Raw genomic sequence first — 21,153 nt, 5'->3', positions numbered from 1 at the left:
GATTTTGCAATATAGAGAAACCATGGAACGCCATAATATAGCACCGGGTTTTGTCGAGGATGCTCTCGAAAGTGTACGTGTCCGGGGGATAGATACAGCTCCCCTTATGGCGCAGATCGGCCTGCCGGAAACAGTGACAGAACCCGTCACCAACGTGGAATATGGTCGCCTATGGTGGCTGATTGCAGAAACGATCAACGACGAATTCTTTGGGCTGGCTGCAAGGCCGATGCGTCCCGGCAGCTTCAATCTGCTTTGTCACGCCGTGCTGCATGCCGGTACGCTGGAACGAGCTTTGCGGCGGGCCTTGCAGTTTCTCAATGTGGTGCTGGATGATCCGCAAGGCGAATTACGGGTCCGTGATGGCATGGCCCATATCGTTCTGACCGATGCCGGACCTCCTAGACCGGCCTTTGCCTATCGTGCCTATTGGTTGATCTTGATGGGTGTCGCCTGCTGGCTGATTGGGCGGCGCATCCCGCTACGGACGCTCGACTTTGCTTGTCCGGCCCCGGTCCACCGGCACGACTATCATAAATTCTTCGGCGCACCGGTTCTATTCGACCAGCCGGTGACACGACTGGTTTTTTCTTCATCCTATCTGTCGCTGCCGATCATTCGTAGCGATGTGGCGTTGGAAAGTTTTTTGCGCGAGGCCCCCGCCAACATTCTGATCCGCTATCGCCACGATAATGATCTGTCCGCAAGAGTACGCACGCAACTGAATGCCTTGCCAGTCACGGACTGGCCGTCTTTTGCAGAGCTTGCTGGCGGGCTGGGCATGTCCGCACCGACCTTGCGGCGCAGACTGCGCGGGGAAGGGCAGAGCTTCGGCACGATCAAGGACGAATTGCGGTTCGTAATTGCCGAAAGGCTTTTGCAGGAAAACAAGCTAAGTGTGGCAGAAGTGGCTGCCGAACTCGGCTACAGTGAACCGAGTGCCTTCTATCGTGCATTTCATAAATGGATGGGACAAAGCCCGGGACGGTTTCGGACTGTACAGCATGACGAATGAAGATGCCGGGCGACAGTCCTCGCCCTAAAGAGCCTGCATCAAGCGCACGATTATCCTTGCCGAGTCATGCCCGTCTGCAAAAGATCGCGATCAACCTTTTTGATCAATGTACCGCAGCTGAACGCTGACGGCTGATCCAAGCAGCTCCGATATTGCCGTGCAAAAAGCCGTTCGAGAGCGGCACACCGGGATAGATTTTTCGCAAACGCGCTATCCCCTCGCTGGGACTGATGTCCTGTTTCAACACCTCGTCATGGATATGGGCCACTTCCACCATATCGCAGTCCTGCGGTGATAGTCTGAAACGTCTGATCCCTGCATCTTGCAGGTCGGACAGGTCCTCGATCAACGACTGACAGGTATGCGAGAGCGTCTGCACGCCATTGAGAGCCAGGAAGGGTTGGCTATCGAGTGTCTTGACAGGAAGCCCGTCCGGTTCTTCGCCGCATACAAACTGGCAGTTATCCTTTATCTGGCCCTTTGAGCGCGCGTGCGCGCACCGGGCTGAAATAGCCAGCGGTACCCGTCCGAACGTGAATATCTCAAATGCAACCTCAGGCGCGGCTTTGACGATTTCCCGGATCGAGCTGATTGGCAACTCCGGCGGAAGACAGATCGACTGTGCGCCACGCGCAGCGAGAACCTTTGCCGTTGCAGCGTTATAAACATTGACCAAGGGGCCAACTATATGTGGTTCACCCGACAAGAGGCCAAGCGCTGACAGGTCGTTTGCTTCCACTGGGAGCGTTGCTTCCCTAATCAGCTGGCGGGTCTGTTTTTCTTCCCGCTCAAGCATAACGAGCGCCAGCGAACCGAGGCTCACGGTCTTCCCTGCACGCGTCAGTCGCTCGATTACGGTCTCCAGATGAGGAGCCATAAAATGAAACCGTTTGGAGCAGACGATTTCACCGACCGTGACGTTGGCTACTGGAGCTTCGTCGGCAATCCGGAAATAAAAATCGCGCCATTTTGGACCATCCCACAAAAAGAGAACGGGACCAAGGCTGAGGCTGGCTGCCGGCATATCTATCTCCAGCGTTTGTCGTAAGCGCCTGAAGTCGTCTGCTGGCCTTCACTCAGCAGCCGGAGACGCGAAAGGAGGGTTGCACGGTTTTCAGAGGGCGCAGCAAGTGTTCGACGCAGCGTCGAGACGACTTCGCTCACATAAGCTTTGCCGCGCTGACGGCCTTCGATCTTGAGCGCAGAGACGCCCGCCGCTCGCAACTCGTCTATATGGTTCATGACGTCGAGTGAAACGGGGTCTTCGAATGCATAGCCTTGTTCATCTGCAATGTTAAACCGGCCCTTGCAAAGCGTTGGATAGCCGGTGGGTTCGCCTATGGGAAAACGATTGATCGTATAATCTCCGAGTTCGGAAACGAGTTCCTTCCCGTCCTGCCGGTAGCGAACATGACTGGCCGGAGAACAGACACCGTTCATGTTGGGCGATCTACCCGTTGCATAAGAAGACAGGGAGCATCGCCCTTCCGCCATCACGCACAATCCTCCAAAAACGAAGACTTCCATTTCGCAATCGATCTTGCGGCCAAGTTTCGCAATATCCGGAATTGTTAAGACACGTGGCAACACGACACGTTTTGCCTTGAACGCATCGACAAGAAACTGGATTGCGTCTGCATTGGAAGCGGAAGCTTGTACGGATACATGAAGCCGCTGTGTCGGATGCTTCTCGGCGGTATAGGCCATCAGCCCGAAGTCAGCGAGGATAACCGCATCTGCTCCAAGGGAAGATGCATCGTCAACGGCCCGATACCAGACGTGTTCATCTCCTGCGCGCATGAACGTGTTGATCGCAACGAAAACCTGCGTTTTGCGCGCATGGGCAAACTGGATTGCGTCTCGCAGTTCTTCACGAGTGAAGTTGAGACCCGGAAAGTTGCGCGCATTTGTTTCGTCGCGAAAACCGCAATAGACGGCATCTGCTCCGGCATCTACCGCTTCTCGCAAGGCCGATGGCGTACCTGCAGGGCAAATCAGTTCCATCCTGCAGCTTCCTTACTCAGGGCTTTGCTTCGTATGTAATTTGCGATGCCGCGAACCATCGGCGCAAAGGGGCCCGCACTTGTGCCAAGGTCAGATGGCAGATCTATGTTGCAGTCATCCAGCGCATTGCGGAGTGCAAGCATGGCCTCCATGTCACCCGTCACGATGATATCTCTTGAGAAGAACAGCGCGTCTCCATCAAGTCTGCCTTCGAGAAGCGCGAGCAGCATGACCAGCGGCCCTTCAATGCCCGCGTCGACTTCAATCGCCTCGTCTTCACGCACGATTGTTATGCGTGGCTTATCCGGCTCGATCACAAAGGCGAACGGTATGTCGGATGGATGAAAACGGAAACGCTTCGCCGCATAGTCTCCCAGACGCTCGAAGAGACCGGGGTGCGCGCGCATTACCTGGAAGAAAATGCGCGAGACAAATGGGGCGATCAGAAACGGCGGAACAAGCCGGGCTGGAACAGCCACAGCCGGAGGTATCTTCATCATCACTCAGCTCCGATGAGCTTTAAAAGGTGAATTCAGAATTAAGTGATTCAATACAACGAGAGTTTGATTCAGATCAAAGACGGCGGAAGAATTCGATATTCAAAAGTCGGACATGAAATCGGCTCCATCTTCTCCGTTACGCTACGAGTGCCTTCAAAGCTTCTTGTCCGAGCTTGAACGGCGCAAAGATCTTATCCGGATCAAACGTCCGGTATCTCTCGTCCAGGAGATCACGGAAATCCATAAGCGAGTGCTTGAGGCGGATGGTCCGGCACTGATCTTCGAGCAACCGGTCGATGCGGACGGACGTTTGCATTCCATCCCTCTTGTTGCCAATCTCTTTGGTGCCGCGCGGCGTATTGCCTTAGGACTTGGACGGTCGCCTCAAGAAATTTCGGATTTTGCCGAGATGCTGGCGGAATTGCGAGCGCCAAGTCCGCCCCGTTCGGCAGGCGAAATGTGGAGCAAACTGCCTTTGGCGAAGGCCGCATTGAATATGCGTATCCGTCATGTTCGGCGCGCACCGGTACAGGCAAAGATACTGGAAGGCGAGGCCGTCAATCTCGATCTGCTGCCGATCCAGTGGTGCTGGCCGGGAGAACCTGCACCGCTTGTCACTTGGCCGCTGGTTATTACGCAGGCACCCGGCGATCCATCTGACGTTAATGTCGGAATCTACCGGATGCAGAAGCTTGGCCGCGACAAGCTCATCGTGCGTTGGCTTGCGCAACGCGGCGGCGCACGTCACCACCGCTTGTGGCAAGAACTGGGCGAAGATATGCCCGTTGCCGTGGCTATCGGGGCCGATCCGGCGATGATTCTTGCAGCTGTCATGCCCTTGCCAGAAGGGATGAGCGAACTGGGGTTCTCGGGTCTGCTTGCCGGACGCAGATCATCGGTCGTGAATGCACGTACCGTGCCTCTCGTCGTGCCCGCTAATGCCGAAATTATTCTGGAGGGACGAGTTTCCGCTTCGGAAACTGCTCCAGAAGGCCCCTATGGCGATCACACCGGCTACTATAATAGCGTGGAGGAGTTTCCGGTCATGCAGGTGACCGCGATCACCATGCGGAAAAATCCCGTTTATCTTTCGACCTATACCGGACGCCCGCCGGACGAGCCCTCCAGACTTGGCGAAGTGATGAACGAACTGTTCGTGCCAATCGTGAGAAAGCAGTTTCCAGAAATTGCCGATCTGTGGTTGCCTCCTGCGGCATGTTCCTATCGCGCAATGGTCGTTTCAATCGACAAGCGCTATCCCGGTCAGGCGCGGCGAGTGATGATGGGGCTGTGGTCGATGCTGCCGCAGTTCAGTTACACGAAACTCATAATTGCAGTCGATCCGGACATAAGCGTCCGTAACTGGGACGATGTGATGTGGGCGCTCGCAACTCGCTTCGATGCGAGCCGCGACGTCATCACGCTCGGTCATACACCGGTGGATTATCTCGACTTCGCGTCTCCACGCTCTGGCTTGGGCGGAAAGCTTGGCCTTGATGCGACAAACAAGATCGGTGCCGAAACCGAACGGGAATGGGGCGCTGTATTGAAGATGAGCGATGACGTTGTTGCCCGGGTCGATGCGATTTGGGGGGAACTCGGGCTGGATAGGGAAAATATGCGATGAAGCGAGTTGTAGTCGGTATCTCCGGCGCATCGGGCGCCCTCATCCCGCTCAAATTGCTGGAGCAGCTTTCCGCCATGAGCGATATCGAGACCCATTTGGTTGTATCTGACGCTGCACAACAGACCTTGCGCCACGAATTGGGTCCGGATGGTTATGGGCTTTTGCACAGGCTCGCGAACAGAAGCTATTCTGTCAGCGATATAGGTGCTCTGATCGCGAGCGGATCGGTTGTCACCGCTGGCATGATCGTGGCGCCATGCTCCATGCGGACGCTCGCTGCGATCGCTACAGGACACAGCGACAGTCTGTTAACGCGCGCCGCTGATGTTCACCTGAAGGAACGGCGCCGACTGGTTCTGATCGCTCGGGAGACCCCGCTGCACATGGTCCATTTGCGCAATATGTGTACCGTGACGGAAATGGGCGCGATTGTAATGCCGCCGGTTCCGGCCTTTTACTTCAAACCGCAAACGGTCGAGGAAGTGGCCGATCAGATCGCAGCAAGAGCTATCGATCTGATCGGAATTACCGAAAAGCAATCGGAAAGCTGGGCGGGAATACCAGCCGGCCGATAACGGCAAGTGCGGACTTACGCGAAAGGTTCGGTCGGGCCCTTAGCGGGGTGCGTGAACCATTTCGGTCCATTCGCCGTCATATAGATATGATCTTCCAGGCGGATTCCGAACTGGTTCGGAACCACGATCATGGGCTCGTTGGAGAAGCACATGCCTTCAGCGAGCGGGAGTGAATTGCCCCGAACGATGTAAGGAGCCTCATGAATCTCCAAGCCAAGACCATGGCCAGCGCGATGCGGAAGGCCCGGCAATGCATAATCTGGTCCCAATCCGTGCTTTATGAGCGTGGCGCGCGCTGCATCGTCAAGGGTTGAACATGCCGTGCCGAGCTTCGCCGCGTCGAAAACTGCTTGTTGCGCTTCGCGTTCGATTGTCCATATGCGCGAAAACTCTGCTGTAGGCTCTTCCAGCATATAGGTGCGCGTGAGATCGGAATGATAGCCATCGATGCGGCAACCAGTATCCACAAGGATGACATCACCCGGCTGATAAAACTGTTCGCCGTCCGCGCCGTGCGGCAACGACGTTGCTGCCCCGGAAAGAGACGATGCAAAATGTCGAACCGCCCGTGGCGCCAAGGACGCGATGCTGTACATCGATAAAACGCACCACCTCGCTTGCAGCAATGCCGGGCTTTATCAGTCCATGCGCGCGGCGGTGGACTTCGAGTGTCAAATCCATCGCGTACTGAATGATCGCGATTTCTTTGGCTGACTTGCGGCTACGTTGTTCCTGGATCAGCTTTCCGCCATCGATCAAGCGCTCAGGCGAGATTTCGTGCTTTAGAGCGTTATAGACGAACAGCGGGACGGCATCATCGATTGCAATTTTGGCACCTGCCGGAATGAGCGATGCAATCAGCGCCGCAGGGCTCTCTTCTTCCTGCCATGTACGGATTTCACCCGGCAAATGCGGCAGGCTTTCGACCCTGCTCTGTTCAAAACCGGGAACGATATAAATTACTTCCGACGGCGTAACGAGGGCGCCCAGAAAACGTTCGCTGATATGCCAGACAAGCCCGGTATAATAGCGCAAACTTGCCGTCGGTCCGAGCAGAAGCCCGCCGATACCGCGCTCACTCAGCTTACCCTGCAACAATGCCAATCGCTCAAGATGTTCTTCCTGTTCGATCCTTGGAAGACATGACGCTGAAGTCATAATGCATACCTTTTATCTGGTCGTTTCCGTTAAAGTCTGCGCACGCTGCTCGCTTGCGGACAGATATATCAGAGCTTTCGCTGTCTGGTAGTCATATCTCCAGGCACTGGATTCAGATGCTTGTACAATGGAGTTTGGGGCTCGCGGTCCGCGCTCTGCGTTGGACGCCGGAACGCAAAACACTAAGTGGGTCATACTGCGGTAATAAAATTCGGGTAAAAAACCACAGTTTCAAAATGGGTCAGCGTCTGTGAGGCTTTATGTCTGAGCTGTGGCAGTGGGTTTCCGCCTTTGGTTTTTCGGTTGCTGTCATCGTTGCGGCGCTCATCTATCTCAACATGTCCAACCGTGAAACGCCTGGTGACACATTCAATCTCTTCACGAAAGTGGGTGCCGTTGCTGTAGCATTCGTTGCTGCATTTGCGAGCCTCGCCGCCGCCGCTATTATTGATTGATCTTATTGCTCATAGTTTCAACGAAGACACCGCGGCTTCGCTTTTATGAACGTAATCATTGGCATCTGATTGTCGCTGGAACAGCAGGATAAAAAGCAAATCTGTCAGAACCAGCTGTGCGTCGCGTGCTGTTATCGATGACGACCGAACCCTTTCTTCATCAGCTACGGTATACAAGCAAATATCGGCGATTTCATTAAGCGGATTCCTGTTGAGTCCGGTGACTGCGATCACGGTCGCTCCCCATTTCTTGGCTTGTTCCGCGATGCGAAGGGTTTCGATGCTCGTTCCAGAATAGGAAAGGGCGAACAGCACATCACCCTCGTGTAAAGTCGAGACATTGGCCATCTGGATGTGGCTGTCGCTATCGTGCATCACGTTGCGACCAAGTTTCATCAGCTTATAGGAAAAATCGCGCGCAACGAGTGACGAAGCGCCGACGCCAGCAAGGTGAATACGCCGGGCGCTGATCAGAGCTTGCAATGCATCGTCGATATCGTGTTCGTTGTTGGCGGAAATCGTTCGTTGCATCGATTGTAGTTTACTGCCGATAAGTTTCTGTAGAACGATGATATAGCTGTCGCCCGTTTCTATAGTGCCGTGGACCATGCCTGCCGGAGCATGCCATTGCTTGGCACGCGCTTCGCTGACGGCGAGCTTGAGCTGCTGATAACCATCAAAGCCGAATTTTTGACTGAATTTGACGACGCTGGACTGACTGCGTCCGGTCGCTTCTGCAAGGGCCGAGGATGAGAGCTTCAATACCTGCTCGGGATGATCGACGATGAACTGACCGATCTTTCGATCCGCAATGGTCAGTTCGTTCAGTTTGGCATTGATTTTCTGCAGGATCGACATATGTGATCATTCTCCATTCCGGTATCGGAAGGCGCGATATTCGATTGCTCTGATACATAAGACAACCCGAACTGATTTGGAATATTAAATTCCAATCTTTTCAAGGCTATGGAATGAGCTAACAATCTGCAAGAGAGGACATGGTGACGAGACGTGGAACGATTGCGCATTATCGGCGGCATGAATTACAGGGGCGGTCAACATCTCCGGCGCGAAGAATGCTGCTCTGCCTCAGTTGGCGGCTTCACTGCTAAGTTCATACCGGGTTGAGCTTACGAACCTTCCTGTGGTTGGCGATGTCGAAAATATACTCAATGTGGTGCAGTCGCACGGGGCAAAAATATCTGGGACGCCGCATTCGACAACAATAACCGCCACAGACCTAATGGCGCCGGCGGGACCATCCTTGCGCGAAGCTTAGCTAATAAGGAATAATTTATTCCATAATATGATTGACGGACAGAATTTGTAATCTTAAAATTTTTTAACCATAAGGCGGCGCGTTTGAACGCTGCTCGACACGCAGGCAGGGGCATGACGGAACACGCGTTGTTATCTGAACTGGACAGGCTGGTTTCAGAAGAACGAAACCCACGCACGATGGATATCGACCTCTTGTCGAGTCTTGCTATCGTACGTCGGATCAACGACGAGGATCATCTGGTTGCCGCCGCCGTTGAGCAGGTGTTGCCCCAGGTCGCACAGGCAGTTGATAAGATTGTCGAGGCATTTCGCGCCGGCGGTCGGCTGATTTATTTGGGTGCCGGAACCAGTGGGCGTCTTGGCGTTCTTGATGCATCGGAATGCCCGCCGACATTCAGCGTTCCGGAAGGCATGGTGGTCGGGTTGATTGCGGGTGGCGTGAATGCGTTACAACATGCGGTCGAAGGTGCGGAGGACGACCCTTCGCTGGGGGAAGCCGATCTGCGTGATATAAGTCTGGCTTCGCACGATGTCGTTGTGGGAATCGCGGTCAGCGGACGCACGCCGTATGTGATAGGGGGGCTGGCCTACGCCGCATCAATTGGTGCTACGACTGTGGCGCTTTCCTGCAATCCGAACTCCACGATTGCGGCTATGGCTGAAATTGCCATATCGCCGGTTGTCGGACCTGAAATACTGACAGGTTCGACGCGTCTGAAATCCGGCACGGCGCAGAAGCTGGTGCTTAACATGCTTACTACTGCGAGCATGATCCGAATAGGGAAAACATACGAGAATCTCATGGTGGACGTCAGTGCCACCAACCACAAGCTTGTCGCACGTGCCTCGAGAATTGTCATGCAGGCAACCGGTTGCGGGGCGGGGGAGGCAAAACGCGTTCTCGCCCTGACGGATAATGACGTCAAGCTTGCAATCCTCATCACGATTACCGGAATGCCAGTGGATGAGGCAAGAAAGGCATTAAAGAATGTTGGGGGATTTCTTAGACAGGCAATAAATGCCAATAAAGCGTGAGCCGAAGCGGGGAAGCGGTCGGACATCAGCATTGCAGTGATTTGCGAGGGAAGAAAATGGGAGCGATTTTCAAAAGAAGCCTGATTGCGGGCGCCGCCACATTGGCATTGAGCATTGGGAGCTTCAGCGGGCTGGGCCTGTCTACGGCTTCTGCCGCGACGCTTCGTATGGCCTGGTCGCAGGACGCTACCGGTCTCGACCCGCATAAGCAGCCGGCATTTTCATCGATTCGTCTACTTGAACTCATCTACGAGCCGCTCGTCCGTCTTGGTCCGGATCTTCAGATTGCACCTGCCATTGCAAAGAGCTGGGAATTTTCCGACGGTGGAAAGGTCCTCACATTCAAGCTCGACGGGAATGCGAAATTCCAGAACGGTCAGACGGTAACGCCAGCCGATGTGAAAGCATCCTTCGAGCGCATTTTGGATGAAAAGACCGGTGCGGTGGCACGTGCCAATTTCGGATCCATTGCTGCTATTGAAACGCCGGACGACGAAACGGTCGTCTTCAAACTCTCCCAGCCCGACGTTCCCCTATTGGCGGCGATAGCCAGCATCAATGCGGCCGTCGTTCCTGAAAGCGAGATCAAGGCCGGCAATATTGGCACAAAAACCGTTGGATCAGGGCCTTTCGTTCTTGAACGATGGGAACCGAATTCCAAGGAAGTGCTGAAAGCCAACCCCGACTGGTCGGGGGGTAAAGTGGCGGTTGACGGAATCGACATCAGTGTCCTGCCGGACGAAACGGCAATTCTCGCCGCGCTTCGCGCCAAGCAGATCGATTTCGCGCTTCTCAACGATCCGCTGGTCGCAACGATGGTGCCGAACGAAAGCGCTCTTGAACTGGTGCGCACTCCGGCGCTTGCTTATCATGTCCTGCAATTGAACCCGTCGCGCAAGCCCATGACGGAGCTGGCCGTGCGTCAGGCTATTTCCTGCGCAGTTGACCGCCAGGATGTCCTCGACACGGCCTTGCTCGGCGAAGGAAAGGTAACGGGCCCGCTGACAATGCCCGCCTATGCAAGCGACCCTAACACACTCTTCTGCTACAAGCGCGATGTCGAAAAAGCAAAGAAGCTGATGGCGGATGCCGGTTATGCGGATGGGTTTGCGGCAACGATCATCGCCGCAAATGGGGAACCTGCGACCGCTGCGGCTGAAGCCCAGGTTCTCCAGTCGCAACTCGCCGAAATAGGCATCAAGCTCGATATCCGGATGATGGAACTGAATGTCTATGTCGATACGTGGCTAAAGGGCGACTTCGACATGGCGGTGGCGTTGAACGGCGGTTCGGCTGATCCCTATACGATGTATGGCCGATACTGGACCAAGGCGGGCAACCTTCAGAAGGTCGCGCAGTATATCGACGATACGCTTGACGATCTGATGCAGAAGGGGAGAGCCGAAACGGACCCTGAAAAGCGCAAGGTGATTTTTGCCGACTTCGATAAGCACATAACGGAAGTTTCTCCGTGGATATGGCTTTATACCGCCAATACCTATGTTGCGCACCAGAAAAACGTTACCGGTTTCGAGCCTCGCGCCACCGGATCGCTATTCGGCATAACCAAGCTGCAGATCGGGCAGTGATGTCACGAAATCCGCCACGTCTTCCTGCGAAGGCGTGGCTTTCAAGTGCCTTCCAGAACGGCAGGCCGTGAGTAATCTGACATGAATTATGTGACACGTCGGCTGCTGACATTTCCCTTGGTTATGCTGGGGGTGTCGATTCTGGTCTTCGTTGCGATCCGTATGGTTCCAGGCGATTCCATCACTGCCATGCTCGGAACGGAAGCAGGTTTGCTGACGCCCGAGCAGCGGCAGTCGCTGGCACGATATTTCGGTATCGACCAAAGCTGGACAATCCAGTACTGGCGATGGCTGGGTGACGTGCTGCAAGGTAATCTCGGGGTCTCGGTGACCTTCGGAAAGCCGGTTTTGACGGTTATCCTTGAGCGTTTTCCGTTGACGCTGCAACTTGCAATGATGTCGATGTTGATTGCTTTGCTCGTTGGGCTGCCCGCCGGGGTTTATGCTGCAACGCGCAACGAGAAAATGTCCGATCTGGCGGTGCGTATTTTTGCGATGATCGGTCAGTCGACGCCGAGCTTCGTTCTCGGTCTCCTTTTCATTTATATACTGTCGGCGGGGTTTGGGGTTTTGCCTGCGATGGGCGAATTTACACCTTTCTGGGTAAACCCATGGCAGAATTTCTTGCAGATGATTTTGCCCGCCATAACGCTCGGCTTTGCATTCGCGGCATCCGTCACACGCATATCGCGTTCGGCCATGTTGGATGTCCTCCGTGACGATTATGTCCGCACGGCTCGCAGCAAGGGGGCTTCGGCCCGGTCCGTCATCTGGCGGCACGCGCTGCCTAATGCGCTCATTCCTGTGGTGACGTTGAGCGGTGTGGAATTCGGTTACCTTTTGGGCGGAGCCGTGCTGGTTGAGCAGATATATGCCCTGCCGGGCCTTGGACGCATGGTGCTCGACGCCATTCTGCAGCGCGATTATGCTCTGGTGCAGGGCAGCATTCTCTTCATTGCCTTCAATTTCATGATCGTCAATCTGCTGGTTGACCTCCTTTACGTGGCGCTCGATCCGCGCATTCGTCTCGGGGAAAACTGATGCAGATATTGCGTTCCGTTTTTGCTCATCCGAGTGGCCGTATCGGCGGGCTCATCGTATTGATCTATCTGATTGTGGCCTGTCTCGGCTATTTCGGTTTCACGCCGCATGACCCTTTGATGCAGTACCGGATAGACAGGCTGCGTCCCCCAAGCGCCGCGCACTGGATGGGAACAGACCTTTTCGGACGTGACGTCATGAGCCGCCTGATGGCAGGCATCTCACAATCTTTCGTGGTCGGGTTTTTTGCCGTTGGAATTGCTGCTTTTGCAGGGACTGTTCTTGGATTGACGGCAGCATGGTTCGGGCGCTGGTGGGACGGCGCTGTCATGCGTATCATGGACGTGCTCCTGGCGTTTCCGGCTATCTTGCTTGCGCTCCTTATCATTGCCGTTGTCGGACCGGGAACGGGAACAAGTATCGCTGCCATCGCCATCGTCTACACCCCGATTTTCACGCGGGTTGTGCGCGGGCCCGCCTTATCGATCAAAACACGCGAATTCGTTGATGCGGCGCGGACGTTCCACAGCAGCAATCGTTATATCCTTTCGCGCCACCTGCTGCTTAATCTGGTGGCCCCTTTGACTGTGCAGATTACCCTGGCGCTCGCCTGGTCGCTGCTGACCGAAGCAGGCTTGAGCTTTCTTGGTCTTGGCACGCAGCCACCCGCTTCGTCGCTCGGTCTCATGCTGGCCGATGCGCGCAATCTCATGGAAACCGCGCCATGGCTGCTGGCTTTTCCGGGACTTGCGATCATGATCGGTATTCTAGGTTTCAACCTCTTGGGTGATGCCCTGCGCGACATTCTCGATCCCAGAACGGGGGGGATGGCGGCGTGAACAAGCTTCTGTCTGTTTCGGACCTTCGCGTTGGTTTCGGTCGTAATCCTCAAGCCCATGAGATCGTGCGCGGTGTGAGTTTCGACCTCGCCGCGGGGGAAACGCTGGCGATCGTCGGAGAAAGCGGTTCCGGAAAATCTGTAACCGCTCTGTCGATCAACCGCCTGGTGGATTTTGGCGGCGGACGCATCACCGCCGGATCGATCAAACTTAATCGCGCGAACGGCAGCGCAATCGATCTTGTGACTGCGACCGAAGCCGAACTCACAAAAATCCGCGGTGCGGAAATCGGTATGATCTTTCAGGAGCCCATGACATCGCTCAATCCAGTGCTGACGATAGGCACGCAGATTGAGGAATCATTCCGTCTTCATCGCGGGCTTACCGGAAAACAGGCCGCATCTGCCGCAAGGGACGCGCTTGATCGCGTACGCATTCCAGATGCCGCGCGACGACTTAAATATTGTCCGAACCAGCTTTCCGGCGGTATGTTGCAGCGGGTGATGATTGCAACAGCGCTTGCCTGCAATCCGCGCCTCATGATTGCCGACGAGCCAACCACAGCGCTTGATGTCACCGTACAGGCGCAAATCATGGCACTGCTCGCAGAGCTGAAACGCGAAACCGGCATGGCGATGATCTTCATCACCCATGACATAGGGTTGGTCGCAGGCATGGCCGACAAGGTCATGGTGATGCAGCATGGCGAGGCGGTGGAATACGGTCAACTGAGCGCTGTTCTCGACTGCCCGCAGCATCCTTACACGCAACATCTCCTGAAGGCCGTGCCGCATTTTGAAAGCGGGAAAGCAGTGCGAACCGATACCGTACGCACATCGGAATCGGGAACGGAGCCGATACTATCGGTGGAAGGATTGACGGTCCGGTTTCCTGTCAAAGGCGGCTTTCTCGGTCGCAAGGTCGGAGCAGTCCATGCCGTGGAAAGCGTCGATTTCGATCTGGTTCCGGGCGAAACGCTTGCCGTCGTGGGGGAGAGCGGCTCGGGAAAATCCACAACTGTGCGGGCCATCATGGGCCTTGTCAAAGCTTCACGCGGGAAGCTTGCAATCGGTGCGGCTGGTCCTAACGGTGCCAGAAACGCGACTTCGGTACAGATGGTCTTCCAGAATCCGTATGCATCTCTCAATCCACGTCTGCGCATAGACAGTATTCTTGTCGAGCCGGTTATCGCGGCTGGTAGGCGCGACGGGCCGGAGGCACGGCAGAAGATGTTGCAACTGCTTGACCGCGTGGGACTGCCTGCCAACAGCTTGGAGCGCTATCCGCACGAGTTTTCCGGCGGGCAGCGCCAGCGGCTTTGTATCGCTCGGGCCTTGATGCTCAATCCTTCCGTGGTGGTGCTGGATGAAGCCGTTTCAGCCCTCGATGTCTCGGTGCAGGCCAAAGTCTTGGAATTGTTGATCGATCTCCAGAAAGAGCGCGGCCTTGCCTATTTGTTCGTATCGCACGATATGGCAGTGGTGGAGCGCATCGCGCATCGCATAGCTGTCGTCTATGCTGGGCAAATCGTCGAAATCGGTGATGCAGCATCGATTCTATCCGCGCCGAAACATTCCTATACGAAGCGGTTGATTACTGCTGTCCCCAGTATCGACCGACGCAATGAACATTTCGCCCTCGACACACGGCAAGTGCCTTCCCTCGTGCGTCCTTTGGAGTATGAGCCCGCACCGGCAAACTGGCAGACATATGGCCGTGATCACATGGCCCGGACCGAGGCATAATTAACATGGCAGAACCAAATATTCTCCGGGCTGTCGATACCGCATTTACGGCTCGCTTTGAAAAAGCGTTCGGCCTGCTCACCGCTGCATGCGATTCAGGCCGGATTCCAGGCGGTGTGCTTGGAATGATCGACCTCTCTGGTAACAGGGCGGTGAGGGCCACCGGCTATGCGCAGATCGTCCCTGCCCGGCGTGCGATGGCCATCGATACGTGGTTCGATCTCGCTTCGCTGACAAAAGTCATTTTCACCACGCCCCGCATCCTTGCGCTGGCCGAGGAAGGCGTCATCGATCTCGATGCACCATTGATCACCTTGCTTCCCGACCTTCGGCAGTATGATAATGATGCCTGGGAGCGCAAGGTCACGTTCCGCGAGTGCCTTGGCCACCAGACGCCGTTTCCGTCAGTCGAACCGATCTACACCTACGGACGCGATCCGGAACTGTTGCGTGCATTCGTTCTGCAACGCGAATGGCGAAAATCCGACCCGGTTTATTCCGACATCAATTTCATTCTGCTTGGCTTTGCGTTGGAACGGTTTTACGGCAAGACCATTCGCGCGATGGACCCCGGCGAGGGCTTTGCCTTTTCGGCAGAGCCGGAAATGAGCGCGGCCACGGAAAATTGCACATGGCGCCATCGCGTACTGTGCGGCGAAGTGCACGACGATAATTGTTCGGCGTTGCAGGGGGCCGCGCATGCGGGACTGTTTGGTACGGCTGCGTCCATACTCGGTTTCGCGCTTGGCCTGCTTGACGGTACCGGCGCATCAAAAAAAGTGGTCGAGCGGATGCGCCAGCCATTATCCGCCACTCGGACCCATGGCTGGGAATTGCCCTTTGATGGCTGGTCTGGTGGCAACTTCAATTCGAGGGGTACAATCGGGCATACCGGCTTTACGGGAACCGGCTTGTGGATCGATTTTAAAGCGGGCAGGGCATGGACCTTGCTCACCAACCGCATTCATCCAACCCGCCATTTTGACAGCGGCATTCTGGCGCTGCGTCAGGGTGTTGGCGACGCAATTTCATTGGGATAGGAAACGTCTATGCAGCCAATATGGGCCGTCGGCCTGATGACCGGTACCGTTCTCGACGGAAATATCGATGTTGCTCTGTTGAAAACGGATGGCGAGACTGTCACGGAATTCGGAGCGTATGCGCTGAAGCCTTATCCCCGCTGGATTCGGGAACTGCTGGAACAAGCGCAGGCTGAAGCCCGTGTCTGGAATTTTGAAGGTCCGGAGCCTGCTGTTTTTGCCACAGCAGAAGAGGCGCTGACCCGGGCGCAGTCTGCGGCTGTCCGCGAACTGGTAGAGGAAAGTGGGCTGTCGATGGCGGATATCGGCGTGGTCGGCTTCCACGGGCAGACAGTTTTGCACCGCGCGCCGCAAGCCGACCGAATTGGAGATACGAGGCAGCTCGGAGATGGAAGGCTTATGAGCGAACTGCTGGGCACCAAGGTCGCCTATGACTTCCGCACGGCAGACATCCGCGCTGGAGGGCAGGGGGCGCCGCTTGCTGCCATATATCACGCTGCCTTGCTACGCAGTGTCGATGCGACAGGCAATACTGCGATTCTCAATCTTGGCGGTGTGGGTAACATCACCTGGTGGGATGGTGGGGATGCGCTTGTGGCCTTCGACACGGGACCAGCCAATGCGCCTATCAACGATTTCATGAAGGCACGCGGGTTGGGAGAAATGGACCGTGACGGTGCGCTGGCCGCAAAGGGCAAGGTCGACGAGACACGGCTCGCAGAATTGCTCAAGCATCCCTATTTGACAGCGCCTTATCCGAAATCTCTGGATCGGTTCGATTTTACGGACGCAATGGCCGATGGCCTGAATGAGGAAGACGGTGCGGCCACGCTGACCGCGTTTACGACGTCGGCGGTGGGTAAGGCCCTGGATATTCTCCCGCGTCGACCACAACGGCTTGCGGTCAGTGGGGGTGGACGCCGCAACCCGGCAATGATGCGCATGCTGGTCGAGCGCGCGAAAGTGGAGCTAGTTCCTGTCGAAACGCTTGGCTGGCGGGGTGACGCTGTAGAAGCTGAATGTTTTGCTTTCCTCGCGGTACGTGTTTTACGTGGGTTGCCAGTCAGCTTTCCAAGCACAACCGGCGTGCCGGAGGCGATGACAGGTGGGAAACTGGCAGGCTGAAATCAACGATCTCCGTCAACTATTTCTATAGGGCAGCCCATCCACATCCCCCTGTTTGGTTAAAGCGGACCTCCGGCCCCGCATGTTTATCTGTTACGGCGGTTTAAATGCAGCTGTTATATAAAAATCATCTAATATTAGGATGGATCGCTAATTGAAGCAGGTACGTTCGCTGGGGTTGCTTTTGATATTTCATTTTTATTGCAGATGAGCATGAAAAGGTACAAAACTCGTGCAATCTTCACGTTGATTTAGCCAATTCTCTTTAATGGTTTAATTTATCATGGAGAATGCAATGAAACTTATCCGAGTCCTTTTCTGTCTGGTCTTGCCTTTTGCCTGGTTGTCCGGGGCAGTTGCTGAGCCTTTGGCGAAGCCACTTGGCAAGCCGATCCTCGTCATATCTGGCAAAATCTCAAATATGAATGTCGGCGATACTGCCCAATTTGATCGGGATATGCTGGAAGCGGTCGGACTGGTGACCGTGGAAACAGCAAATCCTTGGTACGATGGTCGTGTGCGTTTCGAAGGCGTGTCGATGGACAAGCTCATGACGCTTGTGGGCGCGAAGGGGACGAAGGTGACCGCCGTTGCTTTGAACGACTACGTCAGCTCGTTGCCGATGGAGGACTTCAAGAGGTTCAATGTTATTCTTGCCATGAAGCGAGATGGGAATTACATGCCGGTTCGCGACAAAGGACCATTGTTTATAATCTACCCGTATGACAGCGACCCACAGCTCCAAAGCCAGACCTATTACACACGTTCTGCCTGGCAGGTTGCCAAGCTGATAGTTGAATAGGGGCAGAGTGTGAGAAGAATTCTAGGCGTTATTATCTGTTGTTTCGTGGTGGCAACGGCCTATATCGCCTATGTCATTGCCGAACGACAAACAGCGCTTCAGAAATTCTCCCGTTATAATGACTCCTGGGCCATAGGCCAGACGGTATCCGAATATATGCGGCTTGAGCATGTTCTGGCTGGATATGCCCTGAACATGAATGAGGAAAGCCGCGATGAATTACGGCTTCGTCTTGATATCATGTTGGGTCGACTGGAATTGCTGCAGCAGGGCAATCTGCGATCATTTATTCAGGACGACCCGCAGCGCCGCGATCTGTTTTTGAAACTGAGCGATATTCTGCAGGCGCTTGATGGTCAGTTGGACAAGCTAGATGTAGACAGTATCAAAACGGTCCTGCAATCGATGAGCGCGCTAGATGGCCCGATGACCGCGCTGGCGTCATCGGCCGTCGAATATGATGTTGGACTTATCGATGCTGCACAGGCAGAAGTGCGCCAGTTGCATCTTATCTATACCGGTTTGGCGGCGGGTCTGATCATTTGCGGCGTTGTGCTGGTTATTCTTCTGCTTCGCCACAACAAACTTCTTGATCGGGCGCACGGCAGCATGCAGCGGCTCACGAGCGATCTTCGACAGGCAACGGGTGAACTGCAGTCTCAGAATTTTCGGCTTGAGCATGATGCACATCACGATGCTCTGACCGGTTTGCCCAATCGTGTTCTGTTCCGGCAGGATCTGGAGAAAAGACTTGAAGCCGCCCACGCGGGAGGCCAATCTGCCGTCATTCTTCTTCTGGATCTCGATGGTTTCAAGGACGTCAACGATACACTCGGTCATGATGTCGGCGATGCGCTGCTGCAGGCGGTCGCAAGGCGTCTCACCAAACTTGGCGCGCGAGGCGACATGGTCTGCCGGTTGGGGGGAGACGAGTTCGCCTTGCTTTCCACGGGACTGCGAGAAGAAGACGCTCTGGAACTCGCCGGTCGCCTGATGGAAGCCATCAGCCAACCTTATCATGTAGGTGAACTGGAAATAAAAATCGGAACTTGTGTCGGTGTAGCAATCTCCGAGGGCGAGCCCGACACGGAAGAGCTTTTCAAGCACGCCGATCTTGCGCTTTATGAAGCAAAGGCACTTGGCCCCGGCCACGCGAGTGTGTTCGAATCCCAGATGCAGACACGCTTACGGGAAAAGAAGTCATTCGAAGCCGATCTTCAGAAAGCGCTGGAGAACGGTGAGATGGAGGTCTACTATCAGCCGCAGGCCTGCACTGTAACCCGGGAAATATGTGGTTATGAGGCCCTGCTTCGCTGGACCCACCCGATCCGAGGCTCAGTTTCACCGGTGGAGTTCATCCCGGTCGCCGAAAAGATCGGCTTCATTCATGCTCTTGGAGACTGGGTCCTCAAGACGGCCTGTCTGGAAGCTGCCCATTGGAACAAGCCCCTCAAGATCGCGGTCAATCTCTCTCCCGTTCAGTTCCGCAGCCTGAACCTTATTCAGAGCGTTATTGACGCGTTGGATCGTAGCGGACTTAGTGCAAATCGGCTCGAACTGGAGATCACTGAATCGGTTCTGCTGGATAAGAACGAACAGACCTTGAGCACGCTGCGCCAGTTGAAAGCGCTGGGTATTCAGATCGCGATGGACGACTTCGGGACAGGCTATTCCTCGCTCGGCAGTCTCAGCGGCTTTCCGTTCGACAAAATAAAGATTGACCGTACTTTCGTTAGTGATGTGACATCTCGCCCGGACGCGCTTGCGATCGTTGAACTTGTAACGGGGGTAGGGCGCAGCCTCAGAATGATAACAATTGCGGAAGGCATTGAAACCGAGGAGCAGTTTGAATGCCTGAAACGACTGGGATGTGATCAGGTTCAAGGCTATCTGATAGGCAGGCCAATGCCTGCCTCAAAGCTCAAACATCTCCACGATCGCGCCGGGCTGGACTTGAAGACGGTTGGTCTCACTTCAAATCGTAGATGATATCATAGCGTGACAACTGGCTTCGAAGACGCAAATCAGTCTATGTTCATACGCTAATAGCATCGTAGAGTTACGTTACGATGCGATGTATTCAATCAGTCGGAACTTTTTAGCCGTTCACTCGGACAAAATGTTTCGTGGGGAACCGGGGCTTAGGAAATTGCTGAAAGTACATGGGATTAACGTGCCGATCACTTCCGACGAAGTTTCGCCGATCATTTGGCAGGCTTTGACGAGCGGCAGCTATGAAGCCAAGGAAGCGCGTTCGATTTTCAAGGCAGTCAAACCGGGAGACCGCGTTCTGGAACTCGGTTCAGGCATTGGAATTATCACGTCAATTATTGCCAAGATTGCAGATGTGTCGGTGTGGGCTTTCGAGGCGAATCCGTCGACAGCGGCACTTGCCCGACGTGTTGTCGATGCTAATGGTCTCGAAAATGTCGTGCTTTCGCAAGGAATTCTAACTGCGGGTGAGCCTTGTTCGTTCCGCTTTTATGTCCGGCGCGATCTTTGGATGTCGTCCATGGACGAGAATCAGGGGCCATACGAACGCGTCATAGAGCTGTCCTCGACCAATATTGATGAATTCATCGCTCGAAACGATATCAATGTCCTCGTTATGGATATCGAAGGTGCGGAGCGCGAACTTCTGCAGAGTGCGGATTTGACAGGTGTGGAACGTATTTTCCTCGAATTGCACGATCATCTCTACGGCTTGGCCGGTATCCGAGACATGACACATGCACTTGCGGCCAAAGGCTATGCATATGATCCGCGCGGTTCTCAGGGGCCATGCGTGTTATTTTCCAAGGATGATGGCGCGCGCGAATACGAACCAGAATAGGGTACTGCGTTCCTTGGCTGTGGAAAGAATTTTTGGAAAAAGTTATGATTGGTCGTTGACAGTTTTGTTAGGTGGGGTCTATATGGCGCCACAACGAGGGCGGCGACGCTGCTAGCGGCAGACTGATGCGTCCCTTGGGTTGGTTGAGCGGGTTGGACAGCGATGTCTGATTTGATTAGACCGGCGGCGTTGACGGGGCGGAAGTCCTGTTGATGTTGGAAGAAAAGAGCAGCTTGTAAGTTTGTGATTTTCTTCGAAAAAAGTGGTTGACAGGTTGGTTTGACTGATCTAGAAGCCCGGCACCGCAGACGAGGCGCTGACAGGGATTTGACCTTCGGGTTGGGTGATTGGCAGCGGGCTTTGTGAGCGGATTGAGATTTTTGACGGTTTAGAGACTGTCTGTTCTTTGACAATTTTATACAGAAGAAAGAGAAACGTGGGCGGCATTGTCTGCGGATGGTCCGAGAGATCGGACTGTTGCAATGAACT

General features: G+C 54.8%; 19 protein-coding genes and 2 pseudogenes. 15 read left to right on the top strand and 6 right to left on the bottom strand.

Going from position 1 to position 21,153, the window contains the following annotated elements; translation table 11 throughout:
- Positions 1–22 precede the first annotated feature (22 nt).
- On the top strand, positions 23–1,015 hold the full coding sequence (locus tag J9800_RS15035) for an AraC family transcriptional regulator (RefSeq protein WP_114217347.1): 993 nt from the start codon (positions 23–25) through the stop codon (positions 1,013–1,015).
- A gap of 103 nt (positions 1,016–1,118) precedes the next feature.
- On the opposite strand, the gene ubiV is transcribed toward J9800_RS15035, so the two are convergent.
- Genes ubiV through ubiT form a run of 3 tightly spaced genes read right to left on the bottom strand, consistent with a single transcriptional unit; the run spans position 1,119 to position 3,519 of the window.
- On the bottom strand, positions 1,119–2,039 hold the full coding sequence (gene ubiV / locus J9800_RS15030; protein WP_114217346.1) for a ubiquinone anaerobic biosynthesis protein UbiV: 921 nt from the start codon (positions 2,037–2,039) through the stop codon (positions 1,119–1,121).
- A 2-nt stretch (positions 2,040–2,041) separates the two neighbouring features.
- Positions 2,042–3,019, bottom strand: a complete 978-nt coding sequence (gene ubiU, locus J9800_RS15025) for a ubiquinone anaerobic biosynthesis protein UbiU (protein WP_114217345.1) — start codon at positions 3,017–3,019, stop codon at positions 2,042–2,044.
- Positions 3,010–3,519 (bottom strand): ubiquinone anaerobic biosynthesis accessory factor UbiT, encoded by a 510-nt coding sequence (gene ubiT, locus J9800_RS15020; protein WP_114217344.1) that lies wholly within the window; start codon positions 3,517–3,519, stop codon positions 3,010–3,012. The genes ubiU and ubiT overlap by 10 nt, the downstream gene beginning before the upstream one ends.
- Positions 3,520–3,631: 112 nt before the next feature.
- On the opposite strand from ubiT, the gene J9800_RS15015 reads away from it, so the two are divergent.
- Together J9800_RS15015 and J9800_RS15010 are read left to right on the top strand one after the other, a co-directional pair.
- Positions 3,632–5,146, top strand: a complete 1,515-nt coding sequence (locus J9800_RS15015) for a UbiD family decarboxylase (RefSeq protein WP_114217343.1) — start codon at positions 3,632–3,634, stop codon at positions 5,144–5,146.
- Entirely contained in the window at positions 5,143–5,721 is a 579-nt protein-coding gene (locus J9800_RS15010; protein ID WP_114217342.1) for a UbiX family flavin prenyltransferase, read from the top strand. Before J9800_RS15015 ends, J9800_RS15010 begins: the two co-directional genes overlap by 4 nt.
- A gap of 14 nt (positions 5,722–5,735) precedes the next feature.
- Here J9800_RS15010 and J9800_RS15005 read toward each other — a convergent pair.
- Positions 5,736–6,879 (bottom strand): annotated as a pseudogene (locus tag J9800_RS15005) (M24 family metallopeptidase).
- A 260-nt stretch (positions 6,880–7,139) separates the two neighbouring features.
- Between J9800_RS15005 and J9800_RS15000 the strand changes: the two are divergent.
- A complete protein-coding gene (locus J9800_RS15000) occupies positions 7,140–7,334 on the top strand; it encodes a hypothetical protein (RefSeq protein ID WP_114217340.1) in 195 nt (64 codons plus the stop codon).
- A gap of 9 nt (positions 7,335–7,343) precedes the next feature.
- Here J9800_RS15000 and J9800_RS14995 read toward each other — a convergent pair whose 3' ends face one another.
- Entirely contained in the window at positions 7,344–8,192 is an 849-nt protein-coding gene (locus J9800_RS14995) for a MurR/RpiR family transcriptional regulator (protein ID WP_114217339.1), read from the bottom strand.
- Positions 8,193–8,427: 235 nt separating this feature from the next.
- Between J9800_RS14995 and J9800_RS14990 the strand changes: the two genes are divergently transcribed.
- The 11 genes from J9800_RS14990 (at position 8,428) to J9800_RS14940 (ending at position 20,664) form a co-directional block, all read left to right on the top strand.
- Entirely contained in the window at positions 8,428–8,613 is a 186-nt protein-coding gene (locus J9800_RS14990) for a hypothetical protein (RefSeq protein WP_286167677.1), read from the top strand.
- A 113-nt stretch (positions 8,614–8,726) separates the two neighbouring features.
- Entirely contained in the window at positions 8,727–9,650 is a 924-nt protein-coding gene (murQ, locus tag J9800_RS14985) for an N-acetylmuramic acid 6-phosphate etherase (protein WP_114217338.1), read from the top strand.
- A gap of 56 nt (positions 9,651–9,706) precedes the next feature.
- Positions 9,707–11,239, top strand: a complete 1,533-nt coding sequence (locus J9800_RS14980) for an ABC transporter substrate-binding protein (RefSeq protein WP_114217337.1) — start codon at positions 9,707–9,709, stop codon at positions 11,237–11,239.
- 81 nt (positions 11,240–11,320) lie between these two features.
- Positions 11,321–12,280: an ABC transporter permease gene (locus J9800_RS14975; RefSeq protein WP_114217336.1), complete on the top strand. Its 960-nt coding sequence runs from the start codon at positions 11,321–11,323 to the stop codon at positions 12,278–12,280.
- Positions 12,280–13,119 (top strand): ABC transporter permease, encoded by an 840-nt coding sequence (locus tag J9800_RS14970; RefSeq protein WP_114217335.1) that lies wholly within the window; start codon positions 12,280–12,282, stop codon positions 13,117–13,119. Before J9800_RS14975 ends, J9800_RS14970 begins: the two co-directional genes overlap by 1 nt.
- The gene (locus J9800_RS14965) at positions 13,116–14,864 is read left to right on the top strand and encodes an ABC transporter ATP-binding protein (protein ID WP_114217334.1); all 1,749 of its coding nucleotides are present in this window, start codon (positions 13,116–13,118) and stop codon (positions 14,862–14,864) included. Before J9800_RS14970 ends, J9800_RS14965 begins: the two co-directional genes overlap by 4 nt.
- 5 nt (positions 14,865–14,869) lie before the next feature.
- Positions 14,870–15,904, top strand: coding sequence for a serine hydrolase domain-containing protein (locus J9800_RS14960; RefSeq protein WP_114217333.1), 1,035 nt, complete (start codon positions 14,870–14,872; stop codon positions 15,902–15,904).
- 9 nt (positions 15,905–15,913) lie between these two features.
- Positions 15,914–17,029 carry an anhydro-N-acetylmuramic acid kinase gene (locus J9800_RS14955; RefSeq protein WP_114217332.1) on the top strand — a complete coding sequence of 372 codons (1,116 nt, stop codon included), beginning with the start codon at positions 15,914–15,916 and terminating at the stop codon, positions 17,027–17,029.
- A 295-nt stretch (positions 17,030–17,324) separates the two neighbouring features.
- Positions 17,325–17,831 carry a putative pterin-binding protein gene (locus J9800_RS14950; protein WP_114217331.1) on the top strand — a complete coding sequence of 169 codons (507 nt, stop codon included), beginning with the start codon at positions 17,325–17,327 and terminating at the stop codon, positions 17,829–17,831.
- Positions 17,832–17,840: 9 nt separating this feature from the next.
- Positions 17,841–19,820: a putative bifunctional diguanylate cyclase/phosphodiesterase gene (locus J9800_RS14945; protein ID WP_114217330.1), complete on the top strand. Its 1,980-nt coding sequence runs from the start codon at positions 17,841–17,843 to the stop codon at positions 19,818–19,820.
- 130 nt (positions 19,821–19,950) lie between these two features.
- Positions 19,951–20,664, top strand: a complete 714-nt coding sequence (locus J9800_RS14940; protein WP_114217329.1) for an FkbM family methyltransferase — start codon at positions 19,951–19,953, stop codon at positions 20,662–20,664.
- A gap of 288 nt (positions 20,665–20,952) precedes the next feature.
- On the opposite strand, the pseudogene J9800_RS14935 reads toward J9800_RS14940, so the two are convergent.
- A pseudogene (locus tag J9800_RS14935) lies at positions 20,953–21,153 on the bottom strand (hypothetical protein); the annotation flags it as partial.

This window comes from Ochrobactrum sp. AP1BH01-1, assembly GCF_018066705.1.
In the GTDB taxonomy this organism is placed as follows: domain Bacteria; phylum Pseudomonadota; class Alphaproteobacteria; order Rhizobiales; family Rhizobiaceae; genus Brucella.
Note: the sequence above shows the minus strand (reverse complement) of the source record. Positions and strands in the feature narration are given on the sequence as shown.